The sequence below is a fragment of the Gemmatimonadaceae bacterium genome (genome assembly GCA_020852815.1).
GTDB lineage: Bacteria > Gemmatimonadota > Gemmatimonadetes > Gemmatimonadales > Gemmatimonadaceae > SCN-70-22.
This window is the reverse complement of the sequence record JADZAN010000010.1, coordinates 306,492-325,702: the sequence shown is the minus strand read 5'-3', so window position 1 is coordinate 325,702 and position 19,211 is coordinate 306,492. Positions and strand designations below refer to the sequence as shown.

Annotated in this window: 22 protein-coding genes, 4 tRNA genes and 1 rRNA gene; 1 reads left to right on the top strand and 26 read right to left on the bottom strand. The window is 68.8% G+C overall.

What is annotated here, in order from left to right:
* The 15 genes from IT359_06830 to IT359_06760 all read right to left on the bottom strand — a co-directional run.
* Positions 1 to 122 (bottom strand): 16S ribosomal RNA (locus tag IT359_06830); the annotation flags it as partial.
* A gap of 401 nt (positions 123 to 523) precedes the next feature.
* Positions 524 to 596 (bottom strand) — tRNA-Lys (locus IT359_06825).
* A 16-nt stretch (positions 597 to 612) separates the two neighbouring features.
* A tRNA-Arg gene (locus tag IT359_06820) sits at positions 613 to 689 on the bottom strand.
* Positions 690 to 725: 36 nt separating this feature from the next.
* A tRNA-Pro gene (locus IT359_06815) sits at positions 726 to 799 on the bottom strand.
* Positions 800 to 836: 37 nt separating this feature from the next.
* A complete protein-coding gene (locus IT359_06810; protein ID MCC6928688.1) occupies positions 837 to 1,499 on the bottom strand; it encodes a non-canonical purine NTP pyrophosphatase in 663 nt (220 codons plus the stop codon).
* Complete coding sequence (gene rph / locus IT359_06805; protein MCC6928687.1) at positions 1,496 to 2,230, bottom strand: ribonuclease PH; 735 nt, start codon at positions 2,228 to 2,230, stop codon at positions 1,496 to 1,498. The genes IT359_06810 and rph overlap by 4 nt, the downstream gene beginning before the upstream one ends.
* Positions 2,202 to 2,699, bottom strand: coding sequence for a D-glycero-beta-D-manno-heptose 1-phosphate adenylyltransferase (rfaE2, locus tag IT359_06800; protein ID MCC6928686.1), 498 nt, complete (start codon positions 2,697 to 2,699; stop codon positions 2,202 to 2,204). The genes rph and rfaE2 overlap by 29 nt, the downstream gene beginning before the upstream one ends.
* Positions 2,696 to 3,046 (bottom strand): hypothetical protein, encoded by a 351-nt coding sequence (locus tag IT359_06795; GenBank protein MCC6928685.1) that lies wholly within the window; start codon positions 3,044 to 3,046, stop codon positions 2,696 to 2,698. Before IT359_06795 ends, rfaE2 begins: the two co-directional genes overlap by 4 nt.
* Positions 3,043 to 3,513 carry a hypothetical protein gene (locus IT359_06790; protein MCC6928684.1) on the bottom strand — a complete coding sequence of 157 codons (471 nt, stop codon included), beginning with the start codon at positions 3,511 to 3,513 and terminating at the stop codon, positions 3,043 to 3,045. The genes IT359_06795 and IT359_06790 overlap by 4 nt, the downstream gene beginning before the upstream one ends.
* Before the next feature lie 10 nt (positions 3,514 to 3,523).
* On the bottom strand, positions 3,524 to 4,174 hold the full coding sequence (locus IT359_06785) for a hypothetical protein (GenBank protein ID MCC6928683.1): 651 nt from the start codon (positions 4,172 to 4,174) through the stop codon (positions 3,524 to 3,526).
* 11 nt (positions 4,175 to 4,185) lie between these two features.
* Positions 4,186 to 4,614, bottom strand: coding sequence for an acyl-CoA thioesterase (locus IT359_06780; GenBank protein ID MCC6928682.1), 429 nt, complete (start codon positions 4,612 to 4,614; stop codon positions 4,186 to 4,188).
* Complete coding sequence (locus IT359_06775; protein MCC6928681.1) at positions 4,611 to 5,738, bottom strand: hypothetical protein; 1,128 nt, start codon at positions 5,736 to 5,738, stop codon at positions 4,611 to 4,613. The genes IT359_06780 and IT359_06775 overlap by 4 nt, the downstream gene beginning before the upstream one ends.
* Positions 5,735 to 7,348 carry an aldehyde dehydrogenase family protein gene (locus IT359_06770; protein MCC6928680.1) on the bottom strand — a complete coding sequence of 538 codons (1,614 nt, stop codon included), beginning with the start codon at positions 7,346 to 7,348 and terminating at the stop codon, positions 5,735 to 5,737. The genes IT359_06775 and IT359_06770 overlap by 4 nt, the downstream gene beginning before the upstream one ends.
* A 13-nt stretch (positions 7,349 to 7,361) precedes the next feature.
* Entirely contained in the window at positions 7,362 to 7,811 is a 450-nt protein-coding gene (locus IT359_06765) for a BMC domain-containing protein (GenBank protein MCC6928679.1), read from the bottom strand.
* A 13-nt stretch (positions 7,812 to 7,824) separates the two neighbouring features.
* A complete protein-coding gene (locus IT359_06760; protein ID MCC6928678.1) occupies positions 7,825 to 8,118 on the bottom strand; it encodes a BMC domain-containing protein in 294 nt (97 codons plus the stop codon).
* 89 nt (positions 8,119 to 8,207) lie between these two features.
* Between IT359_06760 and IT359_06755 the strand changes: the two genes are divergently transcribed.
* Positions 8,208 to 9,002, top strand: coding sequence for a UDP-2,3-diacylglucosamine diphosphatase (locus IT359_06755; GenBank protein ID MCC6928677.1), 795 nt, complete (start codon positions 8,208 to 8,210; stop codon positions 9,000 to 9,002).
* A 138-nt stretch (positions 9,003 to 9,140) separates the two neighbouring features.
* Here IT359_06755 and IT359_06750 read toward each other — a convergent pair whose 3' ends face one another.
* From IT359_06750 to rbfA, 11 genes are all read right to left on the bottom strand, one after another.
* Complete coding sequence (locus tag IT359_06750) at positions 9,141 to 9,869, bottom strand: hypothetical protein (GenBank protein ID MCC6928676.1); 729 nt, start codon at positions 9,867 to 9,869, stop codon at positions 9,141 to 9,143.
* 69 nt (positions 9,870 to 9,938) lie between these two features.
* Positions 9,939 to 10,035, bottom strand: a tRNA-Sec gene (locus IT359_06745).
* Between the two features lie 53 nt (positions 10,036 to 10,088).
* Positions 10,089 to 11,060 carry a selenide, water dikinase SelD gene (gene selD / locus IT359_06740; protein ID MCC6928675.1) on the bottom strand — a complete coding sequence of 324 codons (972 nt, stop codon included), beginning with the start codon at positions 11,058 to 11,060 and terminating at the stop codon, positions 10,089 to 10,091.
* A gap of 74 nt (positions 11,061 to 11,134) precedes the next feature.
* On the bottom strand, positions 11,135 to 11,518 hold the full coding sequence (locus IT359_06735; GenBank protein MCC6928674.1) for a RidA family protein: 384 nt from the start codon (positions 11,516 to 11,518) through the stop codon (positions 11,135 to 11,137).
* Between the two features lie 14 nt (positions 11,519 to 11,532).
* Positions 11,533 to 13,281, bottom strand: coding sequence for a formate--tetrahydrofolate ligase (locus IT359_06730; protein ID MCC6928673.1), 1,749 nt, complete (start codon positions 13,279 to 13,281; stop codon positions 11,533 to 11,535).
* A gap of 37 nt (positions 13,282 to 13,318) precedes the next feature.
* Positions 13,319 to 14,110, bottom strand: coding sequence for a TatD family hydrolase (locus IT359_06725; protein MCC6928672.1), 792 nt, complete (start codon positions 14,108 to 14,110; stop codon positions 13,319 to 13,321).
* A 63-nt stretch (positions 14,111 to 14,173) separates the two neighbouring features.
* Entirely contained in the window at positions 14,174 to 15,211 is a 1,038-nt protein-coding gene (gene secF, locus IT359_06720) for a protein translocase subunit SecF (protein MCC6928671.1), read from the bottom strand.
* Positions 15,211 to 16,866 (bottom strand): protein translocase subunit SecD, encoded by a 1,656-nt coding sequence (gene secD, locus IT359_06715; protein ID MCC6928670.1) that lies wholly within the window; start codon positions 16,864 to 16,866, stop codon positions 15,211 to 15,213. The genes secF and secD overlap by 1 nt, the downstream gene beginning before the upstream one ends.
* A gap of 86 nt (positions 16,867 to 16,952) precedes the next feature.
* The gene (locus tag IT359_06710) at positions 16,953 to 17,912 is read right to left on the bottom strand and encodes a bifunctional riboflavin kinase/FAD synthetase (protein MCC6928669.1); all 960 of its coding nucleotides are present in this window, start codon (positions 17,910 to 17,912) and stop codon (positions 16,953 to 16,955) included.
* A 33-nt stretch (positions 17,913 to 17,945) separates the two neighbouring features.
* Positions 17,946 to 18,809, bottom strand: a complete 864-nt coding sequence (gene truB / locus IT359_06705; protein MCC6928668.1) for a tRNA pseudouridine(55) synthase TruB — start codon at positions 18,807 to 18,809, stop codon at positions 17,946 to 17,948.
* Positions 18,790 to 19,176 (bottom strand): 30S ribosome-binding factor RbfA, encoded by a 387-nt coding sequence (rbfA, locus tag IT359_06700; protein ID MCC6928667.1) that lies wholly within the window; start codon positions 19,174 to 19,176, stop codon positions 18,790 to 18,792. The genes truB and rbfA overlap by 20 nt, the downstream gene beginning before the upstream one ends.
* Positions 19,177 to 19,211 lie beyond the last annotated feature (35 nt).

Here is a 19,211-nt window from a genome sequence, read left to right as displayed (position 1 = left end):
GGGCAGGTCGCTCACGTGTTACGCACCCGTTCGCCGGTTGACCCTTGCGGGCCCCCCGTGACTTGCATGTGTTAAGCACGCCGCCAGCGTTCGTCCTGAGCCAGGATCAAACTCTCCAAGAGAATTCGATAATAGCTCGATCGTTCGAATCGTCGCGCCAAAACGCGCCGATCGTCCGAATCACTTTATGTACGTCAGTAAACTCTCCCCGATGCCCTGACGAGCACCGGTTCGACGAGTCCGCCTCGCACACTTCACGCTCAACTCGATTTTCAATCAGCATTGTTGTCGCGTTTGCGACAGCCTTGAATCGTATCGAACAGCTCGCCGTTCGTCAAGGCCAATCCCTTCTCTCCCCTCACCTACCCAATCGGGTAGGCAGCGTTCCGGGGAGACTCAATTACTAAACCCTTGCTCACTCTCACGCAAGCCCCGCCACTCCCCTCCACACACCTCACCGCGCCCCCCAACACCCCCCGCAAAAAACAGAACAGGCCGCCGTCGCCGGCAGCCCGCCCGTTCATGCTCCCTGATGGACTTGAACCATCAACCTAGCGATTAAGAGTCGCTTGCTCTGCCAATTGAGCTAAGGGAGCGAATGTGAATCGCCACTGGTGCGCCAGGAGGGAATCGAACCCCCGACCTGCAGCTTAGAAGGCTGCCGCTCTATCCAACTGAGCTACTGGCGCTTCGACCGGCCGCACTCGGACGGTAACCCTGCGAAGTCGGGGCGGCCGGATTTGAACCGGCGACCTCCTGCTCCCAAAGCAGGCGCGATACCGGGCTACGCTACGCCCCGCTGGGGAGACGGAATTGTAGCCGGGCGCAGCCCAATGTCAACGTCCCCCGGTACGCATCGCATGCGCGGCGTTTGCCCCCAACGCCGACAACACAGCACGAACCGCTCGCGCTCGATGACTGACGCGCGCCTTCTCCTCACGCGTCACCTCGGCGAACGTCTGCTCCAACTCGTGCGAGAGGAAGTACGGATCGTACCCGAAGCCACCGGTCCCTCGCGCCTCCGCCAGGATCGTACCCCGCACCTCGCCGCGTCGCACCAATTCTCCGTCGTCGTCGACATACGCTGCCGCGCACACATACGCGGCCGCACGCGACATGTCGGCGGTGAGTGCCGCCAGGAGCGCGGCGTTGTTGGCGTCATCGAGCGCTTGCCCGGTGAGGTCGTGGCGTGCCGACCATCGCTTGCTCCGCACACCCGGGCGGCCGCCGAGGGCGTCGACGCAGAGGCCGGAATCATCGGCTAACGTGGGAATGCCGCTGACCGCGAAGAAGTGCCGCGCCTTGGCCAGCGCATTGGCCTCGAAGGTGTCGTGCGCCTCGATGGCCGACTCGGTGGGGGCTTCCGGAATCCCGGCCGTCTCGAGATCGACTGGCACATAGCCGGCCTCGCGCAGCAGCGGGGCGAGTTCCCGCAACTTGCCGGCACTGCGCGTGGCGAGGAGGAGCCGGCGCTCCACGGGGTGCGCCGTGCCGCTCACGGAACGGGACCCGAGAGAGCCGCCAGCTGCATCGCGTCCAACTGGCGAATGCCGTCGGCGGCCAGCGACACGAGCAGGTCGAGCTCCGCGCGGTCGAAGGCGGCGTGCTCGCCCGTTCCCTGCACCTCGACGAAGCGCCCCTCGCTCGTCATGACCACATTCATGTCGACGGCGGCTCGCACGTCCTCCGAATACTCCAGGTCCAGGCGTGGCGCGCCATCGATGATGCCGACGCTCACCGCCGCCACCCGCCGCCGCACCGGCGATGTGGCGATGCGGCCGCTGCGCACCATCCAGGCGAACGCATCGACCGCGGCCACGCAGGCGCCGGTGATCGCCGCCGTTCGCGTTCCACCATCGGCGTCCAGCACATCGCAATCGACGCGCAAGGTGTACTCGCCGAACGAGAAGTCGTCGATCATGGCGCGCAGGCTGCGCCCGATGAGGCGCTGGATCTCCTGGGTGCGTCCTCCAAGCTGCGACCGCTCGCGTGACGTGCGGGTGTTGGTGGCCCTCGGTAGCATCGAGTACTCCGCCGTCATCCACCCCTGCGCGCTCCCCTTGCGCCATCCGGGCACGGAGTCCTCCACGGTGACGGCGCAGAGGACCTTGGTGTTGCCGAAGGAGACGAGGCAGGACCCCTCGGCGTTGCGCACGGCGCCGCGCTCGAGGGTGACGGGACGCAGGGCGCCCGACGCGCGATCACGTGGTGGCGGAACTTCGTTGGGCACGCAGTTTCTCGATGATGGAAGTGGTGGACTGGCCAGGCGTGAGCGGGACGATCACGACAGCGCCGCCGTGCGCGCGCACCTCGCGCGCGCCAACCACGGTGTCCTCGGAGTAGTCGCCTCCCTTGACGATGACGTCGGGGAGCACGGCGCGCACCAGCTCCAGCGGCGTGTCCTCGTCGAAGACGGTGACTACATCGACGCAGCGGAGCGCGGCGAGCACGTAGGCGCGTTCCGCCTCGGCGCGCACAGGGCGATCGGGACCCTTGAGGCGGCGCACCGAGGCGTCGCTATTGAGCCCGACGATGAGGGCGTCGCCGTGCGCCCGGGCGGCGAGCAGGACGTCGATGTGGCCGGGGTGCAGGAGGTCGAAGACCCCATTCGTGAAGACCACGCGCCCCTGCTGCGCGGCACGCCACGCTTGCGCCTGGCGACGCGACAGGATGCGCTCGGCCACGTCTGGTGCGCTCACAGGCCGCCGTCGGCCTGGGGGCGGAAGCGGAACTCGCGCACGAAGAGCGGGAGTTCCACGTGCTCCGAGTACTCGCTGAAGATGGAGATGCTGCGCTGCGACCGCTGCACCCGCACGCGCCCTGCCTCGTCGGGCAGCCCGATGGAGTCGACGAGGGCGCGGAGGTGCCGGACGATGTCGTCGTCGGAGCGCGACCGCGCAAAGCGCACCTCCTGCTGCATCGCATCGCGGAACTGGTAGTAGCGCCAGTAGACCTCGCCGATGTTGACGCCGAAATAGACCACCGTCACCGCGATGAGCAGCGAGAAGAGACAGCCGAGCTTCCCCACCCCGCGTCGCGCGGTCACCACTGGGATTGCGCTCCCTCGATGATCTCGTTCACGATGCGCTGAATGGCCTGCTTGCGCCCGGCGGGTTCCTCGCGTTCGTTGTACTCGCCCTCGGCGCTGACCCCCGAGCGCTCGAAAAGGACCTTCCCCGTGGTCTGGTCGATGATTTTCACGTCGACCTTGAGTTGCAGCCGGCGGCGTGCCGAGGTGGCCCGGTTGGGGTCGGCGGAGAAGGACACGGGGACGTCGACCTCGTAGGACGTGATCTTCCCGGTGACGACGGCGTTGGCCCGCTGCTCGTTGGCGTCGCGCAGGCCGAGTCGATCCATCATCCCCTTGCGCAACTCCGAGTGCAACTCGCCCGTCAGTTCCGGGCTCACCGTCTCGTTCTCGAACGGGACCACGGCAACGGTGCGCACATGCTTCGGCAACCCGCCACCGCCCGAGAGCGAATACAGGCAACCGCTGGTGGCGAGTACGAGCACGAGCGCGAGACTAGTGATGCCAGATCGCTTCATCGTACGGCGGGTCGGCGATGCGTCGTAGCAGGGTGAGCGTGAGGCGCCTGCGGGAGCCATAGTTGCGATACCGGATGACGCTCGAATCACGAAGGACCGACTCTCGCAACCGGTTGTCATCGACGCGCTGGAGGGCGATGAGCGAGGAACCGCTGAAGGTGGCGCGCCAGGTGGGCGAGCGTCCGATGTCGGCGCGCAGGGTGTCCGACGTCACGTAGGCAACGGTGTCACGTCCCGAGACCTGCAGGCGACCGAGGGCGGCCCAGAGGAGCGGGACGGGAGGAAGATAGCGCACCGCGTCGTCGTTTGCCGGGGTCGCGAGGCGGTCACCGATCAGGATCGCGAATCCCCCTCCCAGGTTGCCGTCGGAAAAGAAGTCCAGGCGAACCGAGTCGGGCGGGGCGATGCGCGCCACGCCCTCGCCGCGCGCCGAGAAGATCGGGTCGCCATACTCCCAGCGAAAGACGAGCCTCGCGTGCCCCTCGGGGAGGGGCGTTTCGGGGATGCGCCGAGGATACGGGACACCGGTGAGCGGGCGAACCCTGGGCGCACAGGCGCTCGCACCCAGCACGGTGATGAGGGCCAGCACACGGCGCGCGCCAGGCGTTGCCAGACGGCGCCCGGCCATCGTCAGCTGCATCAGGCGCCGTCTCGCATGGCCTTCTCGAGCAGGTCGCGCACGTCGGCCGGGATGGGGGCGGGGCGTGCGTCGCGGTCGAGCGAGACGAGCATAGTGCGTGCGGTCACCAGACGGGCCCCGGATTGCACGTGACGAATGAGGTAGTCGAAGGTGATGGCGCGCGACTTCACCTCGGCAAGCGTGGTCTCGACGCGGATCAGGTCGTCGTAACGCGCCGAACCGTGGTACCGCAGCGACGCGTCGGCCACGGCAAGGAGAGCACCGCGACGTTCCATCTCGGCGTACGGGAGCCCGAGGGCGCGGATGTACTCGGTGCGCCCCACCTCACACCAGACGAGGTACTCGGAGTGATACACCACTCCCATCTGGTCGGTTTCGGCATAGCGCACGCGCAGTTCGACGTCGAAGTGCGGACGCGGGCGGGTCATGGCGTGTCCAGCCCCAGGGCGCGGGCGCGGTCCCGCGCCGCCGGCGTGAGCAGCGCGCCGTGCGGGAGCGCCCCGCCGCGACGCGCCAGCTCGACGACGTCGCGCTCGGTCACGAGGGTGCGGCGTGTGGGGCGTTGTTCGCGCCAGCCGACGATGCGGGCGGTGTCGGCCGACGTCACCCCCGCGGCGTGCGCCTCGTCCTCGTCGAGGTGGAACTCGGTGGCGTGCGCGGGGCCGGACCTGACGAGCACGTCGTGCCACGTGACCGCACGCGCTCCCTCGCCACAGCGGATGTCGAGCCGGTCGCCATCACGCATCCCCCATCGCGCGGCATCGGCGACGGAGGCGTGCAGGTGCCGTGCGGCGACGATGACGCCGCGCTCGAGCGACACGCGCCCGTTCGGTCCGACGAGCGTCACGCCGCCTAACGACTCCTCGAGCGCCCCGCTGGCGGCGAGCGGCGGGTCGATCCCGAGGCGCAACGCGTCGCTGCGGGCCAGTTCGAGTTGCGTGGCGCTGCGCGCCGGGCCTACCACGCGAATGCGGGCGAGAGTCCCCGAGGGGCCCTCGACGTCGACGCACTGCACCGCGGCGAACTGACCGGGCTGCCGGATGTGCCGCGCGACGTCGAGGGCCGCGACGCCGAAGAGTGCGCGGACATGCTCCTCCGACAGGTGCACGTGGCGGCGCGAGACCCCGACGGGCACGATCACGTCGCCCCGCCCCAGTCGCGCCGCCGCGCCGCGTCGCGCTGAGCGATCCGCATGACCGCGCGGGGCGCCGGCCGGCGACGCGTCACGCGAGGTGGGAGGCGCGTGCTGGCCGGCGGCGGCGGCACGCACCGCGGCCGTGACTTCGCCGAGATCGGCGCGGTGGGGCGACGGCGCCGGCGCGCGGCCCGGCGCCACATCGCCTAACGACTGGCTGGCGCCACTCCACACAGGCGGCTCGGCGCCGCGGGCGGGTGGCTCCGGGCGCACCGGTACGGGGAGCCAGGTTGATCCCGCTGGCCCCCGGCGTTCGCCTGGATTGTCCTCGGCCGGCGTGTGCGCGACGTCCGAGCGCGTGCGCAGCAACTCGGCAGCGATGAGGGCGGCGAGGCGCTCGCGCTCGTCGGGAGTCATCGGCGCCCCTCGGGAACACCGGCCAGGAAGTCGTCGACGACTCGCGACGCGTCAAATGACGCGTTGCCGGAGCGCTCGTGCACTCGCGAAGAGGAAGCCACGTGCGCGGCAGGCGCCACCTGTGCGGGCGGCGCCACGCGCGCCGAGGGCGCCACGCGCGCTGAGGGCGCCACGCCCGCGGGCCGTGACGTCGGCGACAGCGACTGCGACGGCATGGCGGGGCGCGCGACGCCCGGTGCACGATCGCGCAGCGGATCGCGATACCGGCGCACCTCCTCCCCCATGCGCTTGATGTTGAGCAGGTGCAACGGCGTGATGTTGTCCGACGTGATGCTCCCGCCCCACGAGCCCGGCCCGAGCGTGAGCGCCGGCGCGAAGCCGGTCGTGTAGCCCACGGCCCCGATCGCCGTGTTGGAGTTGACGATGATGCGAAAGGCGGGCTTCTCGCGGAAGAAGCGGTCGATGACCGCCTCGTCGCGCGAGTGGATGCCTAACGAATGTCCCATGCCACCATAGCGCAGCAGCTCGATCGCCCGCTCGCAGCACCGTTCCCAGCCATCCTCGACGTAGAATCCAAGCACGGGACAGAGCTTTTCCCGGGAGAGCGGATCCTCGCGCCCCACCTTCGACAACTCCACCAGCAGAAGCTTGCAGTCCGGCGCCACGTCGAATCCCGCACGCCGCGCGATCTCGCCCGGCGGCTGCCCGACGACATCGGGATTGATCCCCTTCCCCGTGGCCGGGATCATGTAGCGCTCGAGGAGCCGCTTCTCGTCGCTCGAACAGAAGTGCCCGCGCTCGGCCACGAACAGCTCACGCACGCGCGCAGCCACCGGGGCGTCGACCACCACCGAGTTTTCGGACGAACAGAGCACGCCGGCGTCGAAGGTCTTGCCGTCCACCACGTCGGCCACGGCCTTCGCGAGGTCGGCGGTGCGCTCGATGATGGACGGCACGTTGCCGGGCCCGACGCCGTACGCGGGCTTTCCCGCGGTGTAGACGGCGCGCACCATGTCGGAACCGCCGGTGGCGAGGAGGACGGCCGTCTGCGGATGGCGCATCAGCGCGTTAGTCCCCTCGAGCGTTGGTGTCGTCATCACATTCACCAGCCCGACCGGTGCACCGGCCTGCCGCGCCGCCGCCTCGAGGATGCGTCCGGCCTCGACAGTGCACTTCACGGCACGCGGATGCGGCGACATCACGATGGCGTTGCGCGCCTTGACGGCGATGAGCGCCTTGTAGATCGCCGTCGAGGTCGGGTTGGTGGTGGGGATGATGGCGCCCACGACGCCCATGGGGACGGCCAGCTCACGCACCTTCCGCTCGCGATCCTCGCGCAGGACGCCCACGGTGCGCATCGGGAGGATGTACTCGAGCAGCAGCTCGGAGGCGAAGCGATTCTTGATGACCTTGTGTTCGTAGACGCCCATACGCGTCTCGTCCACCGCCAGGCGCGCGAGTGGTTCCGCGGCGCTCGACGCCGCAGTGGCCATGGCATGGACGACGCGATCGACGTGCTCCTGCGACGCCTGAGCGAAGTCGCGTTGCGCCTGCGCCGCGCTGGCGACGAGATCGCGCGCTTCCTGGATGCTGCGCAGATCGGCGTCCATGGGAGCCGAGCGGTCAGCCGCTGCTCAGGGCACGAAAGGCGGCGAGCAGTTCATCGCGGCCGGCGCGCGCCACGTCGCGCCCCTTGAGAGGAAACGCGGCGATACGGCGCGCGAGGGAGCGCAGTTCCACGACCTTGAGCTGCTCGAGCTGCTCCCGGTCGAGTCGCTCTCGCGGGATGGGAGCATCGCTCCCCTCGTCGTCCTCGGCGACCGGGCCCAGCTCCTCGTGCGGACGGGGGATGACGTGGACAGCCACGAGTTGCCCCACGCGCTGCGCCGCCGCGGCGGCCGCATCAACGGCTGCCTTCACGGCGGCGACTTCCCCCAGGAACTTGACGGTAACCAGGGCGGCGTCGGCGCGTTCGGTGCCGAGGAGCCGCACGTCGGCGGCCTTGGTCCCGGCATCTGCCGCCTCGAGGGCTCCTACCAGACCGCGCGTCTCGACGAGACCGAGTGCATCGATGGACCAGCCCCGATCAGCCGGCGTCACCCAGCGCTCCCTGAGGGAGGATCAGTTCGAGTTCGGCGTGCGGGCGCGGAATGACGTGAACCGACACGAGTTCGCCGACCCGTTCGGCGGCGGCGGCCCCGGCGTCGGTGGCGGCCTTGACGGCCCCCACATCGCCGCGGACGAAGACGGTGACGTATCCGCCCCCGACTTTCTCCTTTCCGATGAGGCGAACGTTCGCCGCTTTCACCATCGCATCGGCGGCCTCGATCGCGCCGACGAGCCCCTTGGTCTCGATGAGTCCGAGCGCACTCTGTGCCATCCGTCCCCCTTCTGGGAATCGCAGTCGGCGCGAAGATGCGTGCTCCGCCAGCCTTTGTAAAGGGAGCGGCACTCCCCTAAGTTCGGCGCGTGCTCCCATCTCCGTGCTACGTCATATCCGACGCGCATCTCGGAGTCGCCAGCCGCGACGCCGAGCGATTGCTGGTCGCGTTCCTCCGCGACATCCAGCGCGATGCCCGCTCGCTGGTGATCAACGGCGACCTGTTCGACTTCTGGTTCGAGTGGAAGCACGTGATGCCGAGGGCCGGGTACCGTGTGCTGGCGGCGCTGGCCGACCTGGCGGAGGCGGGGGTGGAGATCATCTGGATCGCGGGCAACCACGACTGCTGGGGCGGCGACGTGTTGCGCACGGACGTGGGGGTGACGTACGTGGTCGGCACCTGGCGGGGGGAGATCGACGGCTGGAGGGCGCGCATCGACCATGGGGACGGCCTGCGCGATGCCGAGGACCGCAAGTACCGCGCGCTGCGCAGCGTCCTTCGCAACGGCGTGGCGATCCGTGCCTTTCGCTGGCTGCACCCGGACCTTGCGTCGCGACTGGCGTTAGGCTCGTCGCACGCCAGCCGCACCTACCGCGCCAAGGACGGGGGGGCGGGGCTGCACAAGGTGGCGATGCACGACCTCGAGGCCGACCCGTCGTTGCAGCTGTTGATCTTCGGGCACTCGCACGTTCCCGACGTGGAACGCGCGCCGGGCGGCGGCGTCTACGCGAATGCCGGGACTTGGCTGGGCGATTCGACCTTCCTGCGCATCGCCAACGACGGCGTGGAACTCCGGCGCTTTCGCATCACGCAGGCGGGGGCGGGATCGGATCTGCTGCGCCGCGAACCCCGACGCGAACCGCGCCGCGAACCGCGGCAGTAGGGGGCGCACCGCGACGGTCGGAAAACGACCCGCGCCTAACGCGTCACCGTCGCGAGGTGCCAGCAGGCGCCGCGGTACGGCAGGCGCCGCGGTTAGGCGAGCGCCGCGGCACGGCAGGCGCCGAGGCCACCCGCAAGCCTAACGAAACGGCAGCGTGAACCCGATCCCGACCCCGCGCGGAAGGGCGCGCATCTCCACCTGCGCGGGAAGGTCCCACAGCTGCGAGGAGACGAAGGCGTCGGCCGCCGAGAAGAGGTGGTTGAAGAGGAGCATCGCGATCCAGTCCTCGAAATGGAGTCGCCGGGCCTTGACGCGGCTGCGCTGCTGCTGTTCGCCCACACCGCTCGACTCGAGGGGGTCGGCGTACTTGCTGCGCAGCGTGTCCTTCACCACGTAGTTTCCATCGCCATCGACCTTCGGCGCGCCGGTGGTCGCGTCGACATCGTACGTGTTCACGATGACGTCGCGCGCATGTGCCTTGGCGATGCGCAGGTCATTGGCCGCCTTGCCGAGCATCGCCAGCCAGACCGCTTCCGAGGTGAAGTAGACGGCGCCGGCGGTCGGGCGATTGAGGCGCGATTGCCCGAGCCCGGGGACGGCGAGAGACAACAGAAATGCGCGTCCCGGCGAGACGGGCGGGGAGAGCGAGTCCCGCATCGCGGTCGCGCGACGGCGCGACGGCGCCGCGGGGGTCGGCTCCGCCGTCGTCGCGGGCGTCACGACGCGCGCGCTGTCCCCCTTTGGCTTGACGCCGGCGCGCGCCGAGTCAGCGTGTTGCGCCTGCGCCGTAGGCGCGAGGATGAGCGCCGCGGCAAGCGTCGTCACGAGCTTCGGCACGAACGCCCGCACGACGCGCACGACGCGCACGACGCATGACGATCGAACAGTGGAACGGGGTCGTTGCAGGAGAGGCACCCTGGCCGAAGGAAGCAGAGTTGGCGGGAGCGTGTGGGAATCGAACCCACCAAACCCGACGCAGTCAGGTCACAGCCGTTTTGAAGACGACGGAAGCCACCAGGCCCCATCCGCCCCCCTGCGGGAGCTGGCCACCCTGTCGTCAGGCGCGACGCCCGATGGAGCGCGGTACTACCCCGCGAGGGTGATGCGATGTTCCCCGGGCGGAAGCACCTCGCCGATCGCAACGCTGCCGTCGACGCGCGAAACATAGTCCGCGAAACGTGCGACCGGGACCGCCACGAGGAGGCCGCCAGACGTCTGCGGATCGACGAGGAGCGCGCGCTGCTCTGCGGTCGCCGTCCCCCACGCGACTTCGCTGGCGAGAAACGCGTCGTTGCGCTCTGCTCCGCCAGTCCGAATCCCGTCGGCAAGCGCCTGGGCGGCGCCGGGGAGGATCGGGAGGCGCGACGGATCGACGCGCAGGGTGACCTGGCTGGCGCGTGCGATGTGCCACGCATGTCCCAGCAGGCCAAAGCCGGTCACGTCGGTGGCGCACCGTGCCCCCACGTCGAGCGCAGCGAGCGCCGCCTCGCGATTGAGCCGCTTCATCGAGGTCACCATCGCCGCCTCGGCGAGCGGCGCCACCTGGTCGCGCTTCACGGCGGTGGCGACGAGCCCGGTACCGAGCGGTTTGGTGAGGACGAGGATGTCACCGGGCGTCGCGTTGGCGTTGGTGAGAATCCGGTCGGGATGCACGCGTCCCGTGACTGCAAAGCCGAACTTGACCTCGTCGTCGGTGATGGTGTGTCCGCCGACGAGCGACGCCCCGGCCTCGTGCACCTTGTCCTGCCCCCCGCGCAGGATCTCGGAGAGCACCTCGACCGGGAGCTTGCCCGTGGGCCAGCCAACGATGGACAGCGCGGTGAGCGGCTCGCCCCCCATGGCGTAGACGTCACTGAGCGCGTTGGCGGCGGCGACTTGCCCGAAGTCGTAGGGGTCGTCGACGATGGGGGCGAAGAAGTCGACGGTCTGCACGAGGGCGAGATCAGCGGACAGCCGGAAGATCCCCGCGTCGTCGAAGGTCTCGTGCCCGACAAGGAGACGGGGATCGTGTCGCGGTTGCAGCGCCGCGAGCGCTCGCGTGAGGTCGCCCGGACCCAGCTTGGCGGCTCAACCCGCGCAGCGGGCGAACTGCGTCAAGCGGAAGATGCGGGCGCGGTCGTCGGACATACGAGTTAGCGAAGCTTGGCGATGGCGTCGATCTCGATGAGGACGCCGCGCGGAAGCGCCGCGACCTGCACGGTGGAACGCGCGGGGCGTGCGGCGCCCAGCGCCTTGGCATAGACCTCATTGACGCGCGGGAAGTCGGCCATGTCGTGCAGGAACACGGTGGTGCGCACGACGTCCATCCAGGTGCAACCGGCCGTGGCGAGCACGGCGCCGAGGTTGGCGAGGACGCGTTCGGCCTGCGCCACCACATCGCCGTCGACCACCTTCATCGTGGCGGGATCCAGCGGGATCTGGCCCGCGGTGAAGAGGAAGCCGCCGGCCTCTGTGGCCTGGGAGTAGGGGCCGATGGCGGCCGGGGCATCGTCCGTATGCAGATAGTTCACGCTCACGTTGCATTCCTCCGTTAGAACAAGCCGGCAATCGAGCCGTCAGCGGCAACCGCCATGCGCTCCGCCGCCGGCGCCTTGGGCAGCCCGGGCATGGTCATGATGTCACCGCACTGCGCGACCACGAAGCCGGCGCCGGCGGCAGGATACACTTCGTTCACCGTAATGCGAAAGCCGGTCGGCCGCCCCAGTCTGGTTGCGTCATCGGTGAGGGAATACTGCGTCTTGGCCATGCAGACCGGCGTCTGGCCCAGCCCGATGGACTCGAGGTAGTCGATCGACCGATCGGCCTTGGGCGAGTAATCGACGCCGTCGGCGCCATACACGCGGCGCGCCACCGTCTCGATCTTCTCCCGAATGGGGCGCGATGCATCGTAGATCGGGGCAAAGTTGGCCTTTCCCTCGTCGAGGATGGCCAGCACCTCATGCGCCAGCTCGATCCCCCCTTCCCCACCCTTGGCGAAGACCTCGTTGAGCGCCACACGCACGCCCGCGCGGCGCGCGCACGCGGTCACCATCGCCAACTCGGCGTCGCTGTCCGTCCCGAACCGGTTGACCGCCACGACCACCGGGAGCCCGAACTGCTGCACGTTGGCGATGTGGTGCTCGAGGTTCGGCAGCCCGCGCTCGAGTGCGGCGAGGTCCTCGGTGGCGAGGTCCTTCTTGTTCGCCCCGCCGTTCATCTTCAGGGCTCGGATGGTCGCCACGAGGACGGCCGCCTCGGGCTTGAGGCCGCCCATGCGGCACTTGATGTCGAAGAACTTCTCCGCCCCGAGGTCCGAGCCGAAGCCGGCCTCGGTGACGACGATGTCGCCTAACGCGAGTCCGGCCCGCGTGGCGAGGATCGAGTTGCAGCCGTGGGCGATGTTCCCGAACGGTCCCGCATGCACGAAGGCGGGCCCGCCCTCCAGCGTCTGCACCAGATTGGGGCGAATGGCATCCTTGAGCAGCATGGCCATGGCGCCTGCGGCCTTGAGGTCGCCCGCACGCACCGGCTTGCGCTCGGCGCCGTACGTCGAGCCGACGATGATGCGCGACAGCCTGGCCTCGAGGTCGGCGAACGAGGTCGACAGCGCCACGATCGCCATGATCTCGCTGGCCGGGATGATGACCCAGCGCTCCTCGCGCACCACGCCTTCGGCCGGTCCGCCCAGCCCGATGACGGCGCGGCGCAAGGCGCGATCGTTCATGTCGATGGTGCGCGGCCAGGTGATGCGGCGCGGGTCGATGTTGAGCGCGTTCCCCTGCTGCAGGTGATTGTCGAGCATCGCGGCGAGGAGCGCGTGCGCCGACGAGATGGCGTGGAAGTCGCCCGTGAAGTGGAGATTGATGTCCTCCATCGGGATCACCTGCGCGTAGCCTCCGCCAGCTGCACCACCCTTCACGCCGAAGACAGGGCCGAGGCTCGGTTCGCGGATGCACAGCGCCGTCCGCTTCCCCAGCTGCCGAAGCGCCTGCGCAAGCCCGACCGAGGTGGTCGTCTTCCCCTCCCCCGCCGCCGTGGGATTGATGGCCGTGACGATGACGAGCCGCCCGCGCGCCGGACGCTGCGTGACCTCGAGCGGGATCTTCGCCTTGTACTTGCCGTACTGATCGAGATCGTCGGGCGTCAGGTCGAGTTCGGCCGCAACGTCGACGATGGGGCGGAGCGTGGCACCTTGCGCAATCTCGATATCGGAAGGAATCGCGGACATTCGGCGTGTGACGGGAGAAGTGACGGGTGCAATGGTCGGCCAACGTCGCGCGACTCGCACTCGATGTGCCATGCGAGCGCGCCGGGCCTCGGGCGCTCGCGCGGCGATTCTATGGCGCGGTACCCGGGGTCGCCAGAGCGAAGAACCTGACAGCGTTGCGGCTCGTGATCTCGCCGAGCGCCTCGGCGCTCACCGCGCGCGCCTGTGCGACGCGTGCGAGGGTGAGCGAGGCATAGGCCGGCTCGTTGCGCTTGCCGCGATGCGGCACCGGCGCGAGATACGGTGCGTCAGTCTCGATCAGGATACGGTCCTCCGGGATCATGCGCAGCAGTGCATCGTCGTTCCACTTCCTGAACGTGACGATGCCGCTGAACGAACAATACCAATCGGCCTCGATCGCCGCTTCGGCCAATGCGGCCGGACCGCCAAAGCAGTGAAGGACACCGGAGATTCCGGCGCGTCCCGCCTCACGCACCATCGCGATCGTATCGTCCACCGCCTCGCGCGTGTGCACGACGACCGGTCGCCGCACCTCGCGCGCGATCGCGAGCTGCTGCGCGAATGCGCGCCGCTGCAGGTCACGCGGCGAATGATCGTAGTGATAGTCCAGCCCGCACTCACCAATCGCCACCGCACCACGAGCCACGAACTCGCGAATGCGTTCGCTATCGGAGATCGGGTCGAATCCCGCGGCGTCGTGCGGATGCACGCCGGCGGTGAAGTAGACGAAGCCCGGGTGGGTCTGCGCGATGAGTTCCGCGCGCGCCGCGGCCGCCAGCGACTCGCCGATGCAGACCAGCGCCTGCGCGCCGGTTGCGCGCGCGCGCGCGATGACCTCGGCGCGGTCGGAATCGAACGCGGGATCGCTGAGATGGACGTGGCTATCGATGAACCGCGCCATGCCGGGAGCCCGGTGGGCCGGAAGTGCGAACCGCCGCGAGCATTCGCGGCGGTTCGTCGTGGTCTAGCGCGTTGCGGGACGCTGCGTCCCCCTGCTGGCGCCCGACGGGCGTGCGGGGCGCTCTGGCGTGTTCTCGCCTTTCGACTCGGCCTTCACGGCGGCGGGAACCGCGTGCGCCTTGTCGGTCACCGAGCGCGGGAACTTGCGCTCGATGTACAGGAGCAGCGGGCCCGCGACGTAGATCGAGGAGAAGGTCGCAACAAAGACGCCGAAGAACATGACCCATGCGAACGGACGCAGCACCTCGCCGGCAAAGATGAGCAGTGCCGCCGTTGCCGAGAGCGTGGTGGTGTGCGTGAGGATCGAGCGCGGCAACGTTTCGTTGATCGCGCGGTTGAGGGTATCGATGAGCGGTTCCTTGCGTGCCTTGCGCAAGTCCTCGCGCACACGGTCGAAGATGATGATCGTGTCGTTCCCCGAATACCCGAGGAGCGTCAGGATTGCACCAACCACGACGAGCGAGACCTCGATGTGGAAGATCTTGATGAAGGCGAAGGTGACGAGGACGTCGTGCGCCGTGGACAACACGGCGGCAGCGCCGAATCGCCACTCGAAGCGGAAGGCGAGGTAGACGAGCGTGACGAGCGACACCAGGAGCATCGCGACGATCGCGCCTCGACGCAGTTCACTCCCGACCTTGGGCCCCACGGCCTCGGTGCGCTTCACGGTAAAGCCCTCGGCACCGTACTTCTCTGTCAGCACCTGCTGGATCTTTCTCGCGATCCCCTCGGTGGTACTCGTGTTGTCCGAGCCGGCGCCCTCGAGGCGGGCGCGCAACGTGTACTCCAGGTTGGTCCCGAACTGCTGGATCTCGGCGCCGGGTGCCACCTTGTCGACGGTGGCGCGCAACTCCGCCACGTCGGGCGGTTGCTTGAACTCGAGTTGCATCAGGGTGCCGCCGGTGAACTCGATGCTGTAGTTCACGCCGCCGGTCACGATGAACGAGCCGAGGCCGATCGCGATGAAGACGACCGTCGCAATGGCGGCGTGGCGCCACCACTTGATGAAGTCGTACCTGGTGTTGTGGAAGATGCGAATCATCAGATGCTCAGCGTCTGGACGTTCCTGGTGCGCGACTGCCAGATCATGTAGAACGTCCTGGTCACGAAGACGGCGGAGAAGAGCGAAGCGGAGATGCCGGCAATGAGCGTCACGGCGAAGCCCTTCACCGGGCCGGTGCCGTACTGATACAGGACCGCGCCGCCGAGGATGGTCGTGACGGACGTGTCGAGGATGGCGCTCCAGGCGTGCTTGAAGCCTTCGTCGATGGCCGTGCGCACCGTCTTGCCGCGATCGAGTTCTTCACGAATGCGCTCGAAGATCAGCACGTTGGCGTCGACGGCGATACCTACCGTGAGCACGAGTCCCGCTAGCCCCGGCAGCGTGAGCACCGCGCCGAAGCCGGCGAGGATTGCCATGGTGAAGAGGAGGTAGAGCAGGAGCGCGGCCACCGCGAGCGTGCCCGAGAAGCGGTAGTAGCCAATCATGATCGCGATCACGAGCCCCACCGCGATCACCATCGCCAGCGTCCCCTTCGAGATCGAGTCCTGCCCGAGCGACGCACCAATGCTGCGCACCTCGGCAATCTTGAGCGGAACCGGGAGCGAACCGGCGCGAAGTACGAGTGCGAGATCCTGCGCGGCCTGCAGGTCGCGTCCGCCCATCGTGATCTGGCCACGCGTCCCGATCGCGCTCTGGATGACGGGGGGGCGCCCCACGACCTTGTCGTCGAGGATGATGGCCATGTAGTCGCCAACGTGCTTCCCTGTCTCGCTACGGAAGCGGCGGCCGCCCTCGTTGTTGAGTTCGAACTCCACCACCGTTCCCTCGATCGGGGAGCTGTTCGGCTTGGCGTCCTGCAGGTACTCGCCGGTGATGATGGGGCGCGCGTCGACGACGTAGATCGGACGGTAGAACTGCTGGCCCAGCGTCAGCGTGTCAGACGACCAGCGCAGGACCTTTCCTGGCGGCAATGCACCCTGAATCTCGGGCATTGCGAGGTACGTCTCGACGGCCGCGACATCCTTCTCGGCCACCATGTACTCGCCGGGGAACTGCCCGCCCTGGATGAGCCTCGAGAACGGACCGCCCGTGGTGGGCGGGATCGCGGCGTTCGACGAATCCTTCCTGGTCGAGTCGCCGGCAGCCGTCGTATCCTTGCTGAAGAGGTTGGGGATCGCCGGCACTTCGGTGCGCTTCGTCGAGTCGCCAGCCACCGCTGCGCCCGCCGTCCCCTTGTCCTTGATGATCTGGTCGAGGCGCGGCAGGACCTTGTCCAGCGCCTGCGTCTCGTCGGTGATCTGGAACTGGAGGAAGGCCGACTGCTGCACCACCGCTTCGGCGCGCGCCTCGTCGTCGACTCCCGGGAGTTCGACGATGATGCGATCGCTGCCGACCTTTTGCACCACGGGTTCGGAGACGCCGAATTCGTCGATGCGGGTGCGAACGACCTTCAGCGCGCGATCGAGCGCGTCGCTCTTGTCGGCCACCGCCTGCTTGGACTCGTCGACCTCGAGGGCCAGGTGCATCCCCCCCTGCAGGTCGAGGCCTCGCTTGAGCGGAACGCGGCGCACCGTGTCGTAGACGAAACTGCCGTCACGCTTGACGCGCTCCACCACCGTCCGCGGAAAGAGCGCCCAAACCGACGCCACGACGAGCGCCAAGATGAGGGCCACGCGGTACTTCAGATTCGACATTCGGCGGAACTGTGAAAAGGTTGAGGTACGGGAAGCTTGGAAGGTTAGACTTTCGATACGGTCGAGTCAACCGAAGTGCGAGCATATCACGACGTTAGCGCGAGCGTCTCGCGTGCCGCGCGCTCATCGCGCGCGAGCTGTTCCGCGAGCGCCTGGGGCGTGTCAAACCGGGCGGTGTCCCGCAGGCGTCGCAGGAAGTCGATCCGGACCCGCATGCCGTAGAAGTCGCCGTGCGCATCGAACAGGTGTGTCTCGAGCGTCACGTCGACATCGCCGAACGTGGGTCGCGGGCCGAGATTGAGCATCCCGCCAAAGGGTCCGCGCGGCGTTTGTACGCGGACGGCATATACCCCTTGGGGCGGGAGGAGTTTTCTCGGCGACGGGAGCGGCGTGTTGATGGTCGGGAAGCCCAGCAACCGCCCGCGCTGCTCGCCCTGCACCACTCGCCCCCCGACGGCGTAGTGTCGCCCCAGCCCTTCCCGCGCCCGATCCAGGTCTCCGCCGGCCACCGCGCGCCGAATCGCGGTGGACGAAACGGGCTGGCCATGCGTTCCCACGACGGGATCGACCGCCTCGACGGTGAAGTCGCGCCCCTCGCCGAGTGCCCGCAGGACGTTCTCGTCGCCAGCTCGGTTGCGCCCGAAACCGTGGTCGTGTCCCATGAGGAGGTGCCGCACGCGATAGCGACGAACGAGCACCTCGTCGACGAACTGCTCGGCGTCGAACGCGGCCAGGGCGCGCGTGAACGGGACGATGGCGACGTAGTCGATGCCGCTCTCGGCCAGCACCTCGAGCTTCTCGTCACCGACGGTGAGGAGCGACGGCGCGGCGGCCGGGTTCACGACCTCGAGCGGGTGCGGATCGAAGGTGACGAGGACCGAGCGCGTTCCGAGCGACGCGGCGCGCCGCACGAGGCGCTGCAACACGTCCTGGTGTCCGCGATGCACGCCATCGAAGGTCCCCACGGTGACCACGGTGTGCTGCACGTCAGGCGGGAGCGCCGTGTCCGGCGTGCCGTGGGAGTCGCTGGGGAGGAGACGCGCCATCGATGCGTGGGGCGGGGCGAGGGACGAAGTCGACTAGGCGACGGAGAGGACAACGGCCGGTTGCCACCACTCCCCATCGCGATCGGCCACGGCGATGAGTTCACCCTCGTCGTCGAGGAGTGCCACGCGCGTGTCGTTGCCGGAAGCCGGCAGGCGCATGCCGTGCCGGACGCGCCGCACCTGGTCGGCGTCGAGCTGCAACCGCGGCATGGTGCCTAACGCTTCGACCAGGTCGTGGCATGGCGGGGCGCCTGCGCGCAGCGCCTCGACATCGGTGGCGTTGCGCACGTCGAACGGCCCCACGCGTACGCGCCGGAGCGACTCGAGATGAGCGGCGGAGCCGGTCGCGCGACCCAGGTCGCGCGCCAGGGCGCGGATGTAGGTTCCGGTACCGCAGGCAATGCGCGCCACGAGCCGAGCGTCGTGCTGTTCGAGCACGTCCCAGCGCTCCACGCGCACGCGCGCGGGGGCCAGCTCCGGGGCGGCGCCGCGACGTGCGATCTCGTACGCACGTTCTCCCGCCACATGCTTGGCCGAATAGGCCGGAGGGAGCTGGTCGAGGTCTCCGGTGAGCGACGGGAGTGCGGCGAGCACTGCCGCAGGCGCGGGGAGCGGCGCCTCGCGCACGATGTGACCGGTGAGGTCGTCGCTGTCCGTCTCGCTCCCGAAGCGAATCGTGGCCTCGTACACCTTGGGTTCCGCCGGCACGAACTGGAGCAGTCGCGTCCCCCGCCCTGCGAGCAGGACCAGCAACCCGGTGGCAAACGGGTCGAGGGTCCCGCCGTGCCCGACCTTTCGCGTGCCTAACGCACGGCGGGCGAGTGCGACGACGTCGTGCGACGACATCCCCGCCGGCTTGTCCACGAGGAGGAGGACGTCAGTCGAGGTCGCTCGCATCGGGCGGGGCGAGCGTGCCGTCCTTGATCTGGGCCAGCAGCGTCTCGATGCGGGCGGCGTGCGCGATGCTCTCGTCCATCACGAACTCGAGCTCCGGCGCCAGTCGCAGGCGCAGCGACTTGCCGAGCCGGCTGCGCAGGTGACCGGCCAGCGACTTCAGTCCTTCCTGGGTTTGTGCCTTGTCGGCGTCGGACCCCAGGATGCTCACGAAGATGCGCGCGTGGCGCAGGTCGCGTGTGACGTCGACGCCGGTGACGGTCACCAGGGCGGTGACGCGAGGGTCCTTGACGCCCTCGGCGAGGAATCGCGCGACCTCTTCGCGAATGGCTTCGGCAACCCGGTCCGGGCGGCGCCCATCATTCGCCATGATTCTCACTCCAACGCGGCGCAGCAGGCGTTGTC

Coding starts and splice junctions, on each gene's coding strand:
- IT359_06785 (MCC6928683.1), bottom strand. CDS start 4,174: ATGGCCGGGCGCCGTCTGGCAACGCCTGGCGCGCGCCGTGTGCTGGCC.
- IT359_06780 (MCC6928682.1), bottom strand. CDS start 4,614: ATGACCCGCCCGCGTCCGCACTTCGACGTCGAACTGCGCGTGCGCTAT.
- IT359_06775 (MCC6928681.1), bottom strand. CDS start 5,738: ATGACTCCCGACGAGCGCGAGCGCCTCGCCGCCCTCATCGCTGCCGAG.
- IT359_06770 (MCC6928680.1), bottom strand. CDS start 7,348: ATGGACGCCGATCTGCGCAGCATCCAGGAAGCGCGCGATCTCGTCGCC.
- IT359_06760 (MCC6928678.1), bottom strand. CDS start 8,118: ATGGCACAGAGTGCGCTCGGACTCATCGAGACCAAGGGGCTCGTCGGC.
- IT359_06730 (MCC6928673.1), bottom strand. CDS start 13,281: ATGGCACATCGAGTGCGAGTCGCGCGACGTTGGCCGACCATTGCACCC.
- IT359_06725 (MCC6928672.1), bottom strand. CDS start 14,110: ATGGCGCGGTTCATCGATAGCCACGTCCATCTCAGCGATCCCGCGTTC.
- secF (MCC6928671.1), bottom strand. CDS start 15,211: ATGATTCGCATCTTCCACAACACCAGGTACGACTTCATCAAGTGGTGG.
- secD (MCC6928670.1), bottom strand. CDS start 16,866: ATGTCGAATCTGAAGTACCGCGTGGCCCTCATCTTGGCGCTCGTCGTG.
- IT359_06710 (MCC6928669.1), bottom strand. CDS start 17,912: ATGGCGCGTCTCCTCCCCAGCGACTCCCACGGCACGCCGGACACGGCG.
- truB (MCC6928668.1), bottom strand. CDS start 18,809: ATGCGAGCGACCTCGACTGACGTCCTCCTCCTCGTGGACAAGCCGGCG.
- rbfA (MCC6928667.1), bottom strand. CDS start 19,176: ATGGCGAATGATGGGCGCCGCCCGGACCGGGTTGCCGAAGCCATTCGC.